Origin of the sequence: Streptomyces monashensis (assembly GCF_001866665.1) — a bacterium.
In the GTDB taxonomy this organism is placed as follows: Bacteria; Actinomycetota; Actinomycetes; order Streptomycetales; family Streptomycetaceae; genus Streptomyces; species Streptomyces monashensis.
Window position 1 is genome coordinate 107072 of record NZ_MLYO01000033.1, and the last position, 13548, is coordinate 120619.

At 72.3% G+C, this 13548-nt stretch carries 11 protein-coding genes; 4 read left to right on the forward strand and 7 right to left on the reverse strand.

The window, feature by feature from the left end; genetic code table 11:
• Positions 1-117: 117 nt before the first annotated feature.
• The 3 genes from BIV23_RS20215 to BIV23_RS20225 form a co-directional block, all read right to left on the reverse strand.
• The gene (locus BIV23_RS20215) at positions 118-1053 is read right to left on the reverse strand and encodes an LLM class flavin-dependent oxidoreductase (protein WP_071382348.1); all 936 of its coding nucleotides are present in this window, start codon (positions 1051-1053) and stop codon (positions 118-120) included.
• Positions 1054-1134: 81 nt separating this feature from the next.
• On the reverse strand, positions 1135-2892 hold the full coding sequence (locus BIV23_RS20220) for an FAD/NAD(P)-binding protein (protein WP_071382303.1): 1758 nt from the start codon (positions 2890-2892) through the stop codon (positions 1135-1137).
• 390 nt (positions 2893-3282) lie between these two features.
• On the reverse strand, positions 3283-4395 hold the full coding sequence (locus BIV23_RS20225; protein WP_071382304.1) for a DUF5685 family protein: 1113 nt from the start codon (positions 4393-4395) through the stop codon (positions 3283-3285).
• 268 nt (positions 4396-4663) lie between these two features.
• Between BIV23_RS20225 and BIV23_RS20230 the strand changes: the two genes are divergently transcribed.
• Positions 4664-5101 (forward strand): cell division protein SepF, encoded by a 438-nt coding sequence (locus BIV23_RS20230; protein WP_071382305.1) that lies wholly within the window; start codon positions 4664-4666, stop codon positions 5099-5101.
• A 66-nt stretch (positions 5102-5167) separates the two neighbouring features.
• Here the strand turns inward: BIV23_RS20230 and BIV23_RS20235 are convergent, their stop codons facing one another.
• Positions 5168-6361, reverse strand: coding sequence for an acyl-CoA dehydrogenase family protein (locus BIV23_RS20235; RefSeq protein WP_071382306.1), 1194 nt, complete (start codon positions 6359-6361; stop codon positions 5168-5170).
• A 90-nt stretch (positions 6362-6451) separates the two neighbouring features.
• Positions 6452-8062: an MFS transporter gene (locus BIV23_RS20240; RefSeq protein ID WP_071382307.1), complete on the reverse strand. Its 1611-nt coding sequence runs from the start codon at positions 8060-8062 to the stop codon at positions 6452-6454.
• A 271-nt stretch (positions 8063-8333) separates the two neighbouring features.
• On the opposite strand from BIV23_RS20240, the gene BIV23_RS20245 reads away from it, so the two are divergent.
• On the forward strand, positions 8334-9530 hold the full coding sequence (locus BIV23_RS20245) for a glycosyltransferase family 39 protein (RefSeq protein ID WP_071382308.1): 1197 nt from the start codon (positions 8334-8336) through the stop codon (positions 9528-9530).
• Positions 9531-9767: 237 nt separating this feature from the next.
• Positions 9768-10799, forward strand: coding sequence for a phosphatase PAP2 family protein (locus BIV23_RS20250; protein WP_071382309.1), 1032 nt, complete (start codon positions 9768-9770; stop codon positions 10797-10799).
• A 104-nt stretch (positions 10800-10903) separates the two neighbouring features.
• Here BIV23_RS20250 and BIV23_RS20255 read toward each other — a convergent pair whose 3' ends face one another.
• Entirely contained in the window at positions 10904-11119 is a 216-nt protein-coding gene (locus tag BIV23_RS20255; RefSeq protein ID WP_071382310.1) for an I78 family peptidase inhibitor, read from the reverse strand.
• 339 nt (positions 11120-11458) lie between these two features.
• The gene (locus tag BIV23_RS20260; RefSeq protein WP_071382311.1) at positions 11459-12169 is read right to left on the reverse strand and encodes a transglycosylase family protein; all 711 of its coding nucleotides are present in this window, start codon (positions 12167-12169) and stop codon (positions 11459-11461) included.
• A 537-nt stretch (positions 12170-12706) separates the two neighbouring features.
• On the opposite strand from BIV23_RS20260, the gene BIV23_RS20265 reads away from it, so the two are divergent.
• Positions 12707-13492 carry a hypothetical protein gene (locus BIV23_RS20265; protein WP_071382312.1) on the forward strand — a complete coding sequence of 262 codons (786 nt, stop codon included), beginning with the start codon at positions 12707-12709 and terminating at the stop codon, positions 13490-13492.
• Positions 13493-13548: the final 56 nt, after the last annotated feature.

Sequence of the window (13548 nt, forward strand, 5' to 3'; positions counted from 1 at the left end):
GGGGTCGGGGCCCGTGAGGCGCAGCCAGGGACAGGCCGGGATTCCGAACACACATGCCCTTGGCAAGCGCTGAGGGGGAGTATTCGGCCGAACGACCGGTCGCCACAAGGGTGCCTTTCAGCCGTTGAAATTTAAACCCCCTTTACGTGGAGCGCTCCGCCCCTCCGCCGCGCCGCCCGGCGTTGCCCCGGTCATGACGTACTGCCGGGCGGACCGGGCCAGCCCGAGGTGGTCGCGCAGCGTGCCGCCCGGATAGAAGGTGCGGAACAGGCCCCGGTGTTGGAGCAGCCCCACCGTGCCGTTGACGAACCGCTCCAGGTCACGGCGCGGCTCGACGGGCACGAGATGGAAGCCGTCGGCGGCACCGTCGGCGTGCCAGCCGGCGAGCAGTTCCGCGAGGTCGACCGGTCCGCCCCGGTACAGCGGGCCGCGCTCGGTCGGCCGGGGTCCGCCCCCGCCGTATCCGGGGCCGGCCGCGTACTCCCCGCCGCCGAGGTCGATCAGCAGGCTCACCAGCACCCGCAGCGCGTCCGGCCCGCGCCCCGACTCGGCGGCCAGCTCCCGCAGTTCGGCACGTACGGCGGCGGCCTCCTCCGGGCGGGCGACCCGCACCAGGGCGACGTCCGCGTACCGGGCTGCGACGGCGCGGCTGTGCCCCTCGGTGGCGTCGGCCACCCGCACACAACACCCCCGCAACGACTCCCCTTCCTCCGCCTCCCCCTTCTTCCCGGACACATCACCCCGCCAGCCGGCCCGCCCGCCGCTGACCCAGTCCAGCGTCACCACCGCGTCCCGCACCCGGACGGGCTCGGCGCGGGCGGCGGCGATCGTCGGGACCAGGCCGATCCGGCGGGTCGCGGGCGCCACCCGGCACAGCACGTCCAGCGCGTCGGGCCCGGGCCGGCCGAGGGAGTCGTCCAGTGTCACGAAGTCCAGCCCGCCCCGCTCGGCGAGCAGGGCCAGTTCGAGGTAGGCCCCGGCGTCGAAGGAGCCCGGCAGATCGATGCCGGCGGCAAGGTGCAGCAGCCCGGGCCGGTACCTGCCCGCGGCCATGACACTCATGAACGGTTCCCTTACTGACCGTTACCGGTCGTTACTGGTCTTTGTCGGCCGTTTCCGGTCGAGGCAGGTGGCTCAGGCGGCGGCCCGGCCGGCCAGGTTCCGCAGGATTCCCAGCGCCGCCCGGACGGTGGCGTCGTTCTGCCGGAACGCGGGCCCGCCGGTGCCCGGCCGGGTGAAGGCGCCGGAGGTACGGGCGTCGGTGTACGGGCCGAGCGCGAAGCGCCGGGAATGCGGGCGCCCGGCCGTGTCGAGGACGCGGCCGTCGCCGCGGTCGACCCGGAGCAGCCCCTCGGGGCTCTCGGCGACGCCGTCGGCGTGCAGTTCGCGCAGCAGACTGTCGCGGGCCCGTCCGACGGCGGGGTCGGGCAGCCGGGCCTCGACCAGCGCCCGGGCCGAGACGGAGAAGCCCGGCACGGTGGGACTGGCACCCCGGAACACCCCGTCCTCGGCCCGCACCGTCATGTCGGCGCCGACAAAGCGGAGCAGTCCCGCCCGGGACAGCGCGAGCATCTGCCGCAGCCGGGGCCCGGGCGGACCGGACGCCAGGTAGCTGAAGAACCCGTGCCACCAGGCCCCGACGCCGCCGAGCCGCACGATCTGCCCGTAGACGGACAGCAGCCCGAGAAAGACCGCCAAGTCAGCGCTGTGCGACGCATCATGACGTTGCGTCAGATCACTCTCGACATACCTCCGCAGCCCCTCCTGGAACGCCTCGTGCGACGCGTACCGCACCCCCTCCAGCGGACGGTCGAGCGCGCCGAGGTCGAGCCGGTCGGCCGGGTCCGGTACGGCGGCGGCGACCAGCGCCCGGGTCTCGGCGGGGCCGGCGGCGGCCGCGTACTTCTCCTCGAAGTCGGCCCAGGCCATCGCCGTACGTCCGGCGTGGGCGGTGAACAGCCGGTGGTAGTGGGCGAAGCCCAGTTCCTTCTCCACCAGCGGCCACACGTCGCGCCGGAAGTCGAAGCCGGCCGGCCGGGCGAGCAGCTCCTCGACCTCGGCGGGGCCGAAGAAGCGGGGCAGCGGGGGCCGGTCGCCGGTCCACTCGTAGCCGATCTTCGCGTGGTACGGCACGCCGCGCCGCGAGCCGACGTACAGCACCGGCTCCCGCCCCGAGGGGACGTAGGTGTCGCCCTCGTACCGGCCGCCGCGGCCCTCGGTGAGCAGGACCATCAGGTCGACGAAGGCGAGACCGAAGCCGCGCACGAGCACGGGCTCGCCGGGACGCAGCGGGGACAGGTCCGTGTCGGCGGTGAAGTCGGGCGGCAGGTGCACCAGGTCGTGTGCGCGGGCGTAGGCCGCCAACTCGGTCTGTTCATCGTCGAGTTCGGCGTCGAGGTGGCCGAGGGCGAGAATCACCAGGTCGGCGAGGAGGGGGCGGGGCCGGCCCGCCAGCCACACCTGCTGGCGCCCGTCGCGCGGGCCGCTGACCCGCAGGGCGCGCCGGGGGTGGTGGTGGACGGTGATGCCGTCGGGCAGTTCGGCCAGGGCGCGCTCGTACACGTGGCGCAGATAGCGCCCCTGGAGCTGTCGGTCGGCGAAGGTGGCGCCGTCGACTCCGGCCCACTGGTGCAGGGTGGGGCCCTCGCGCACCGGGCCGTCCATGGCCACGGTGTCGTCGGTGAACATGGTGACGTCCTCGGCGTGCGAGTTCATCCACAGCAACGGCGACTGCGCCTGGCGCCAGATGCGGCCGCCGCCCGGCGGGTGCGGGTCGACCAGATGGATGTCCAGGCCCGTGTCGGCATACAGCTCGGGGGCGTTGGCGGCGATGCGCTCCAGCAGGCCGGTCCCGCGCGGCCCGGCTCCCACGATCACCAGCTGCGGCCTCATCGGGCACGCTCCGTGCCGAGTTCGTCGTGCGGGAGGGTGGCGGGGGTGTCGAATGGCATGCGAAGGCTCCATGACGCGAAGAGTCAGGGTTGGCGCCTTCACACGGCCGAGCCCCTCAGCAAGACCGTCCGACGAGAGTACGTGGGCGTTTCCCGGCGCTGTCAAGGCTGTCCGAACTGTGAGCCGTACGTCTCACGTCAGTTGACGCGGAACCGGATGCCTGTTCCACTTGCCCCATGCATCCACAGCAGTGGCTGGTCACCCGCTCCCACATCGACTTCGGTCGCGTGTGGTCCTGTTCCTGTTGAGCCGACCCCCTGCGCGCACTCGCGCTCTCTCCTCCCCTGCATCTCTCCGCGCCTTCACCCCCTCCCCTCGCGCCTTTTGCCGCTAGCACCCGTCACAGGGACAGCAGCAGTCGCATCCGTCGCAGCATCCGTCACACCCGTCGCATCCGTCGCACGGGCAGTCGCAGTCACAGTCCGAACAGCACCCCTCCCGCTTCTTCCGCGACCAGGGGCCCTCGTACTCGTCCGCGCAGCACATCTGGCAGGTGCAGCACACCAGAAGGAACGCCCCGCACCCGGGCAGGAATCCGCGCGGCGCCCCGGGCTGGTGCGGATGCGGACGAGGGGGCTGTTGCGGGTCGTACGGCGCGAACGCCCGGTCCACCGACCGCCGCAACTCGTGCACGAGCAGCAGATGCACCAGCTTGCCGTCGGCGAACTCGGCGTCGCGCAGGGCGAGCCGGATGCCGTGCAGGGCGTCGTCGGCGAGCCGGCGGGCCTGGGCACGGGGCGTGCCCGTGGCGGTGAGCGGGTTCCAGGCTCCCGACAGGGCGTCGGACTCCTGGTCCTCCACGGCGTCCAGCAGATGCGCGAGCCGGCCGAAGAGGCGTCCGGCCTCCGCCAGGGGCCGCGCGTTGTCGGGGCGGCCGGCCAGCACCGCGGTGTGCGCGAAGGCCGCCGCCGTCGCGGTCTCGGTCGGCTCGGTGACCGTCAGGATCGGGGTGCCGTACCCGGCGAGGGTCTCCAGGCCGAGCTGCCGGTCGACGGCCTCGACGAGGACGCCGGTGTCGAAGCCGACGGCCCCGCCGCTGCGCGCACCGGCCCGGCCCCAGCCCGCGGCGACCCGGCGGGCCGCGGCGGCCACGGGTCTGCGGGCCAGCAGCCCGTCCCGGTCGGCGACATGGTCGCGGACCTTCGCCGCGGCGAGCACCAGCGAGACGGCCGCGGCGAGCCGCGCGCCCTCGCCCCGGGCGACGGACGCGGTCCGCATCCCGCGCAGCGCACACGGTCCGGCCGTGCGCCGCGAACCCTCGGCCGGACCGGCCTGAGCATCCGTCAGAACCGATATGAGCAGCCCGTCGTAGTTCGTCACGATGCGCGCGAACTGGCCGTGGTCGCGGCGCAGCGCGAGGCACAGCCCGCACAAGTGCGCCATCCACTCGGCTTTGAGGCGTTCACCGAGCCGGTGCGAGCACGGTCTGACGATTCCGAACACTGCCGATCCCCCGTTTTGTGGCGCGGCGTTGGTGTTCACCCGTACGCAGTGACGCTCACCCATCCGCCGCCGACGATCATATTTCACTCACAGTCAGCAGCCATATGTGGCTGCACCCTTGGGGCACAAGGGCTCTCGACGGATCGGCTGTGCACCAGTACCGTCACAAACCCCCCGCGCGGCGTCTATCCACTTGGCGCACCGTCCGCATCATGGATGACCATAGGGGTGCGGAAAGCGAGAAAGCCTGCTGTGAGAGGAGGCGTCCATGGGATCGGTACGCAAGGCGAGTGCGTGGCTCGGCCTCGTCGACGACAACGATGACGAGCGTTACTACGACGACGAGTACTCCGAGGGCACCGAGTCCGGGGACGCCTGGGTCACGGACCCCCGGGTGAAGGTGGCCACGGACACGGCCGAGGAGAAGGGCCACCGGATCGGCACGGTCACCCCGGACAGCTTCCGGGACGCCCGCGCGATCGGCGAGCTGTTCCGGGAGGGCGTCCCGGTCATCATGAACCTCACGGCGATGGACCCGGCCGACGCCAAGCGCGTGGTGGACTTCGCGGCGGGGCTGACCTTCGGTCTGCACGGCACGATCGAGCGGGTGGCAACGCGCGTGTTCCTGTTGACTCCGTCGAACACGGAGATCATCAGCGGTGAGCCGGCGGCGCGCCGCGAGGACGGGTTCTTCAACCAGAGCTGAGGCAGGGCCGCTCACCGGCCCTGCCTCCTGAGCCCCGCCCCCGAAGGGGCTCACCGGAAGGCGGGCTCACCGAAAGGCGTCGAGCCCGGTGAGCGCCTTGCCCAGCACGAGCTGGTGCATCTCGACGGTGCCCTCGTAGGTGAGCACCGACTCCAGGTTGGTCGCGTGCCGCATCACGGGGTATTCGAGGGAGATCCCGTTGGCGCCGAGGATCGTCCGCGCCGTACGGCAGATCTCGATGGCCTCGCGGACGTTGTTGAGCTTGCCGAAGCTGACCTGCTCGGGACGCAGGCGGCCGGCGTCCATCCGCCGCCCCAGATGGTGGGCGAGCAGGATCCCCTTGTGCAGTTCGACCGCCATGTCGGCGAGTTTGGCCTGGGTGAGCTGGAAGCCGCCGATGGGTCGCCCGAACTGCTCGCGCGACTTCGCGTAGTCCACGGCCGCCTCGAAGCTGCTGCGCGCCGCGCCCATCGCACCCCAGACGATGCCGTAGCGGGCGTGGGACAGACAGCTGAGCGGGCCGCGCAGTCCGGTGGCCTCCGGGAGTACGGCGTCGGCGGGCAGTCGTACGTCGTCCAGGACGAGTTCGCTGGTGACCGAGGCGCGCAGGGACCACTTGTGCTTGATCTCGGGCGCCGAGAAGCCGGGGGTGCCGGTCGGGACGACGAAGCCGCGGATGCCGTTCTCGGTCTGCGCCCAGACGACGGCCACCCCGGCGACCGAACCGTTGGTGATCCACATCTTGCGGCCGTTGAGTACCCAGTCTCCCCCGCCGTCGCGCTTGGCGTGGGTGCGCATCGAGGCGGGGTCGGAGCCGTGGTCGGGTTCGGTGAGCCCGAAGCAGCCGATCACCTCGCCGGCCGCCATCCGGGGCAGCCACTCGTTCTTCTGCTCCTCGCTGCCGAAGCGGTGGATCGCGTACATGGCGAGCGAGCCCTGCACGGAGACCAGGGAGCGGATGCCGGAGTCGGCCGCCTCCAGCTCCAGACAGGCCAGGCCGTACTGCACGGCCGACGCGCCCGCGCAGCCGTATCCGGTCAGGGACATGCCGAGGGCGCCGATCGAGCCGAGCTCGCGGGCGAGTTCCCCGATCCCGGGCAGCTCCCCGTTCTCGTACCACTCGGCGACGTACGGCAGCACGCGGTCCGCAGCCCAGGCCCGCACGGTGTCCCGCACGGCGAGGTCTTCGGGCTCCAGCAGGTCGTCGATCCCGAGCGGGTCGGCGGGATCGAAGGGGGGCAACTTCGAGGACGCGGACATGGGAACACCCTCCGGCACACAAGAAAACTAGCACCGCTAGTCACATTTTGCCGCTGACGTTACGGTGCGGTGCCCCGCACGTCCAGTACGTCAGGCCGAGACCCGGGACTCCGCCACTTCCCGCGGCGCGGGCAGCTCCACCGTCGTCACGGCCTCGGTGCCGCAGTGCATGAGCCGCGGCAGCCGCAGCGCCATCACCGCGCCCAGCAGCAACAGCCCCGCGCTCACCAGCAGCGTCACATGGAGCCCGTGCACGAAGGAGTCCCGTGCGGCCTGCCGCAGCGCGGCCCCCGCGGGGCCGCCGAGCCGGTCGGCCAGGTCGTAGGCCTCGCCGAGCGAGTGCCCGGCCGCGCGCGAGGCGTGCCGCGGAACACCCGGCACCGACCGCAGCCCCGGCGCGTAGGCGGCGTTCATCACGCTGCCGAGCAGGGCGATGCCGATGCCGGCGCCGAGCTGGTACGACGTCTCGCCCATCGCCGCGGCGCCGCCGGCCTGGTCCGCCGGGGCCTCGCTGAGCATCGACTCGTACGCCCCGAAGAGCGTGGTCTCCAGGCCGAAGCCGAGCAGCACGAAAGCGGACAGCAGCAGCGGCGCGTTGTCGCTGCCGCCCATCGCGGTGAGCGTCAGGACGGCGGCGGCGGTCAGCAGGAAGCCGGTGCAGACCATGCGGCGCGGCCCGAAGCGGCGCAGCATCCGCGCGCCCGCCAGGCCCGCCGCCATCGCCGCGACGGTGAGCGGCAGCAGCCGCAGGCCGGTCCGCAGCGGCGACAGTCCGAGGACCAGTTGCAGATACTGCGCGGCGATCAGCTCCAGGCCGACCAGCGCGAGCATCGCCAGCACGATGCAGCCCACCGAGGTGCCGAACGCGGGGCGGCGGAACATCCGCAGATCCACCAGCGGATGGAGCTGCCGCCGCTGGCGGCGTACGAAGAGGACGAGGAGCGCCGCGCCGATCAGCAGCGGCAGCACGGTGCAGGGGCTCGCCGGGGCCTCTGCCCCGCCCAGCCGCTTCACCCCGAGGACGACGCCGAACAGACCGCCGGCCGCCATCAGGGCGCCGACGACGTCCCAGGGGCCACTGCGGTCGCCACGGGACTCGGGCAGCAGGATGCGGCCGACCGGCAGACTGACCAGCATCAGCGGGATGTTGACGAGGAAGACCGCGCCCCACCAGAAGTGCTCCAGCAGAAAGCCGCCGAGCAGCGGGCCGACCGCCGCGCCGACGGCGGCGACCGCGCTCCAGATGCCGATGGCGAGCGCGCGCTCGCGCCGGTCGGGGAAGACCTGGCGCAGGATCGACAGGGTCGCGGGCATGATCATGGCGCCGCCGACGCCGAGCAGCGCGCGGGCGAGGATCAGGGCCTCGGCGGTCGGCGCGAAGGCGGCCATGGCGGAGGCGACGCCGAAGCAGCCGTAGCCGAGGAGCAGGACGCGTCGGCGGCCGATCCGGTCGCCGAGCGTGCCGAAGAGGATCAGCAGCGAGGCGCAGACCAGCGGATAGACGTCGACGATCCAGAGCAGTTCCATGGCGCCGGGCCTGAGGTCCTCGGTGACGGCGGGAACCGCCACGTGCAGCACGGTCGCGTCGAGGGCGACGAGCAGCAGGCTGACGCAGAGGACGACGAGCACGACCCAGCGGTTGGCACCGGCTCCGACTGCCCCGCGGCGCGGGCGCACGGCAGCCGTGGTCGTACCGGTCATGCACGTACCTCCCAGCTGATCCCTCGCGTGCGGCGGACCGACGGGTGGGGACTCCCCGTCGCTGAACCGGAGAGGAGCGGTGTCTCCGGCCCGCTCGAACCCACGCGGGTGACTCGTCAGCGTACGCGAGTCCGTCGCGGGCACACGTGGCGGACCTCTCACACGCCCGACCGGACCCGTGTGGCGTATGCCACTTCGCCCCCTCTTGGCCGAAACATCCCCCATGTTCCGGGGGCGGGACCGGTTCCGCGGTCGTCCGATAATCGAGCCCGTGACCGTTCTTGACACGCGCCCGGGCGACACCCGCGCCCCCCTGCTGCGCCGAGCCGCCCCCGCCCTGCTGGGCTACGCCGCGGTGCGCGCCCTGGGGCTGGTGGTGCTGGCGGTGTGGAGCGCCGCGCGCGGCAAGAGCGCGCACCACCTCCTGGCCGCGCGCTGGGACTCCCTCTGGTACACCCGCGTCGCCGAGCTGGGCTACGGCTACGAGGTGCGCCTGCCGAACGGCGACGTCCACTCCAACCTGGCTTTCTTCCCGCTGCTGCCATGGCTGGAGCGGCTGCTGCACGCGCTCTCGCCGCTGTCGTACGCGGACGCGGGACTCACGGTGAGCCTGCTCGCCTCACTGGCCGCCGCGGCGGGGATCTTCGCGGTGGCGGAGCGGGTGTACGGCGCCCGGGTCGGGGTCTGCGCGGTGCTGCTGTGGGCGGTGCTGCCCGTGGGGATCGTGCAGTCCATGGCGTACAGCGAGTCGCTGTTCACGGCGCTGGCGGCCTGGTCGCTGTACGCGCTGCTGGCCGGCCGCTGGGTGAGCGCCGGGCTGCTCGCGTCGCTGGCGGGGCTGACCCGGCCGGTCGGGGCGGCGGTGGTCGCGGCGGTGTGGGTCACGGGGGTGCTGTCGTTCGTACGGGACCGCCGCGAGCGCGCATCGGCAGGCGGGGGTGTGACGGCGGGGCCCACCCCGCGGGCCCCCGCCCGGCGCCGCGTCCTCGGGATGCTGCTGGCCCCGCTCGGCGCGGCCGGCTACGTCCTCTGGGTCGGGCACCGCACCGGCAGGGGTCCGCTCGGATATCTGGACGTCCAGGCCGGCTGGCGCAACGGGTTCGACGGCGGCTACGCCTTCGCGCGTTTCGTGGCCGCCACGTTCACGTCATTTCCGTCCGCGCTCGCCGGTGTCGGCCTGACCGTCGGCGTCGCCCTGCTGCTGTGGCTCTACGTCGTCGGCGTCCGGCAGCGTCAGCCCATCGCCCTGCTGGTGTATACGGGTGTCGTACTCGCGCTCGCCCTGTGCGCGTCGAGCTACTTCGGCTCCAAGCCCCGGCTGCTGCTGCCCGCCTTCCCGGTGCTGCTGCCGCCGGCCCGCGCCCTCGCCCGGTCGCGCATCGCCAAGTCCGCGCTGGTCACCGTGGCTTTGGCGGTGGCCTCGGCGATCTACGGGGCGTTCTGGCTGAACGGCTCCGGTCCACCATGATCGACTTCTTCCGGCGGTGACGCTCCGGAGAATTCCGCCCCAGGACCCGGTTAACGCATTTATAAGCGCCATATAAACAACACCCGGAACGATCAAAGGAATTGAAGACGGCGACCTCACCGGATTCCGGAATCCCCGGAATTCGAGCCACGCTTGAGAGGTTTGCCACATCACATCGTCATCACAAAGCCGCAGTTTCGACGGGGTTCACACCTCACTCGCTGTAACGTCGATTGGGTGCGTACCGAACGAAACATCACCCGGCGTCTGGACCGGGTGTTCGCCAGACTCGACCGTGAGCCGGAACGACCGGCCCACATCGATGTGCCGAGGATGAGCCGGCACCGGGTCGTGCTGTTCACGGCGACCCTGGCCTTCTACCTGGCGATCGTGTGGGCCGTGGTGATCACGTCCTGGCTGGTCCGGCTCGACTGGCAGGTCATGTTCTTCCGGCCGTACCAGCAGTGGCCGCAGATCCACGCCTTCCTCGACTACTACGTGGTGCTCGGCCAGCGCGGCCCCACCGCCGTGATGGTCGCGGCCTGGCTCGGCTGGCGCTCCTGGCGGCAGCACACGCTGCGCCCGCTGCTGACCCTGGCCGCCTCGTTGCTGCTGCTGAACATCACGGTCGGCGCCGCCAAGTACGGGATGGGGCGCCTCGGTCCGCACTACGCGACCGTGATCGGCTCGAACGAGATGATGCGGGGCGGCGATATATTCCCCAGCGGCCACACCGCCAACGCGGTCGTGACGTGGGGGATCCTGGCGTATCTGGCCTCCACTCCCCGGGCGCGCCGCTGGCTGTCGGCGCTGTCCGCGATCACCTCGCTCGGCGTCGGCATGACCACCGTCTACCTCGGTACGCACTGGCTGAGCGACGTGCTGCTGGGCTGGGCCGCGGGCCTGCTGATCCTGCTCGCGTTGCCGTGGTTCGAGCTGCCGATCGCGCGGACGGAGGACTGGCTGTTCGACCTGCGCGACCGCTGGCGGGCCCGCCGCGGCCGCCCGGCGGCCGAACCGGCCGTCCCGGTCACCCCGGTGGTGCTCAAGCCGCGCAGCGCCCCGCGGGCCGAGCAGCCGTCGCCGGCGCGCGAGCCGGTCGCCTCGACCCGTGCCTCCCGGGGGCTCGCCCACCTGGCCCCGGGGCCGCACACGACCCGCTCGGAGCGCACTCCGGTCACCCCGGCGGGCAGTCGCCGTCCGCCGCACACCGACCACCGCGTCCCGCGCGGCACGACCCAGCCGGCCCGCCCCCTCACCGGCGGCTGACGGCCGGGTCCGGTACGCACACCCCGCCACCGCGCACGAGCAAGGCCCCGCCTCCCTCATCGGGAGCGGGGCCTTCGCCGTACGTACGGCCGCCGACGGGGCGGTCAGCCCTTCCAGGCGCGGGCCACCCGGCCGCCCTGCACCTCGAAGTTCAGCCGCCCCACCCGGTACTCCATGGTGATGATCGCGCCCGGCGGCAGCGGCCGCACCGTCGCCCAGCCGCGCTGCCGGGCGAGCCGCTCGGCGTCGGCGGCCTCGAGGCCGACGTACCCGTCCGGACTGTCCTGGGGCTCCGCGGGCGGAGTGGGAATCGGTGCCATACCACCAAGCTAGCAAGGTAAGAGGAAGATCTGCCCCGGGTCACACTTCTGTCACAGCTTCCCGGGTCACACGTACGGGGGTTTCCACACGGCTCGCCCGGCCAATCGAACAGAATTCACACCCGCCGCCGGGCCGCTTCGAATTAGCTGCGGAAAGGCCCGAGGCGGGCAGCGGGGACGGTGCACGGACGGCATTCCCCGGGCAATCCCGTGCGATACCCGGGCAGCTGACGTCGCATAGGAATTTCACGGGACCAGCACATGGCGCGGGCCGCGGCACGGATGCGGGACAGCCGCCGCCCTGAGTGGACGGCGGCTGTCGGGCGCGGCGCTCGGTGCTCAGAGTGCCAGGCGCTGGCCGGGCAGGATCAGGTTCGGGTCGTCGCCGATGACCTTCTTGTTGGCCGCGTAGACCCGCTGCCAGTCGGTTCCGTGCGCGACCGCGATCGCGCTCAGGGTGTCACCCTCGCGGACCGTGTAGTCGCGGCCCTCCGGGGAGTCGCTGCGGCCCGAACGGGACGCCGGGCGCTCCTCCGTCCGCGCCGGCGCGGACGGTGCCGGAGTGGACCTGGTCGGGGCGGACTTCGTCGTCACGCCCTTCGAGTCGGCCGAGCCGGAGGCCGTACCGGAGGAACCGGTGCGGTCGGCCGCGGGTGCCGCGCCGAAGGCTCCGGCGCGGCCCGAGCAGACCGGCCAGGCACCCCAGCCCTGGGCCTGCTGGACCTTGGTGGCAACGGCGATCTGCGCGCTCCTGGAGGCCTGGTCGGCCGTCGCGGCGTAGGCGGAGCCGCCGTACGCGCGCCAGGTCGAGGCGGAGAACTGGAGCCCGCCGTAGTAGCCGTTGCCGGTGTTGATGTGCCAGTTGCCGCCGCTCTCGCACGCTGCGATGCGGTCCCACACCCCGTTGTCCGCCGCCGCGGCGTTGCCGGTCGCGGCGAGCAGCCCCAGCGGGGCGAGCAGCGCGGCTCCGGCGAGCGCGGCCGTCGTACGGACCTTGCGGTCACCGTCGCGACGGGCGGCGTTGCGGGTGGTATCGGCACACTCGGACATGTAATTCCCTCTCCACGAACCCGGGGTCCCCCAGGCGGAGCACGTCTCGCCGCGCATGAACGCGGCTCCTCGTGTCCGCCCGTCCGCCGCGGACCGGTGCCGGCGGTACTGCTGCCGGCGCCGGGCGGTGGACGTTCCCGAGCGGTGCTCGTTGCACACGGCGGAGGAATGTATGGAGGGTGACCTGCCGAAATCAACCAACTCCCCGTCCTTCCAGGCCAGTTGGCCGTTACCGCAGGTAGCGGCGAATTCAGGCCACCCACTACATCCCTTGATTTCATGATTTCTCGACCAACAGCCGACGCCAAACGTGATTCACTTCACCCGTTCAAGCTCCTTGACTGGGCGGCGAGTTGACGGTGAGTGGCCGATTCCGCACGTCTCGTGACCGAGTGAGGTGGTTGATGCGAACCGGTCCCCGCCGGGGCGTGACTCCCACCACAGGACGCCCGTTGTCTTCTTCATGAGCCCGGAACCCCGGGGCTCATCGGCCGGGAGCCACCCGGCCGACCCAGCACGCATCCCGAGGGAGCCCCCGTGCCGCGCATGCTCGACGTCAGTGACGAGGTACGCGCCGAGATCGGCGACGAAGAAGCCGACCGGCTGCTCGCCGACGAGAACACCCCGGGCAGTTACGACTGCACCTCCTGCCGCACCCCGGGCGACTCCGGACAGGAGCGCACCAGCACCGTTCTGTTCGTCGGGGACGAGACCGCCGTCCTCGCCTTCGCCCACGCCAGCTGCCTGCCCTCGCAGGTCGTCCAGGTCACCGAGGAGCAGCTCCAGGGCGCCGTCCGGTCCATCGGCGGGGTCGCCCCCGGCGCGGGCGAGCCGCCGAAGGCCGTGCCCGAGCAGGCGGTCCTCGGTGTGACCAGCGGACTCGTGCTGATCGAGGGCGAGTTGCACCCCGCACTCGTCGTCGAGCCGACCACGCCGATCGTGCGTCCGGGCACCACCGGCCCCGGCGACGACTTCCTTCCGCTGCTCATCGAGCAGGGCTTCACACCGGTGACCGAGCTGACGTCCGTACCGCCGGTGCTGCACGGCTGGTCGGTGCTGCTCGCCATGGGCCAGCTGCACGCGGTGCTCCAGCCCTCGGCCGGCGGCGGGCAGCCGGTGGCCTGGTGGCAGGCGCATCAGCCGCTCCAGGTCACCGACAGCTGGCGGGCCGCGGCCAACAAGCACCAGCAGGTGCTGATGTTCGCGGCGCCGGTGGGGTCGATCGGGCGGCAGCCGCGCGAGGATCTGCTGCGGGAGTCTCTCGACAAGGCGGCGGCGGTGGGCAAGCTGGTCGCTGCCGCTTTGCCTCTCGCCGGTACGTGACGTTCTCCCCAGGGGGCAGCCCCGCGCACCTCGGGAGATCACAGAACCGCATCTCT

What these genes read in the sequence shown, in the direction of transcription:
- BIV23_RS20215 (WP_071382348.1), bottom strand. Translation starts at nt 1,053, where the DNA reads ATGGCCGCGGGCAGGTACCGGCCCGGGCTGCTGCACCTTGCCGCCGGC.
- BIV23_RS20220 (WP_071382303.1), bottom strand. Translation starts at nt 2,892, where the DNA reads ATGAGGCCGCAGCTGGTGATCGTGGGAGCCGGGCCGCGCGGGACCGGC.
- BIV23_RS20230 (WP_071382305.1), top strand. Translation starts at nt 4,664, where the DNA reads ATGGGATCGGTACGCAAGGCGAGTGCGTGGCTCGGCCTCGTCGACGAC.
- BIV23_RS20235 (WP_071382306.1), bottom strand. Translation starts at nt 6,361, where the DNA reads ATGTCCGCGTCCTCGAAGTTGCCCCCCTTCGATCCCGCCGACCCGCTC.
- BIV23_RS20240 (WP_071382307.1), bottom strand. Translation starts at nt 8,062, where the DNA reads ATGACCGGTACGACCACGGCTGCCGTGCGCCCGCGCCGCGGGGCAGTC.
- BIV23_RS20255 (WP_071382310.1), bottom strand. Translation starts at nt 11,119, where the DNA reads ATGGCACCGATTCCCACTCCGCCCGCGGAGCCCCAGGACAGTCCGGAC.
- BIV23_RS20260 (WP_071382311.1), bottom strand. Translation starts at nt 12,169, where the DNA reads ATGTCCGAGTGTGCCGATACCACCCGCAACGCCGCCCGTCGCGACGGT.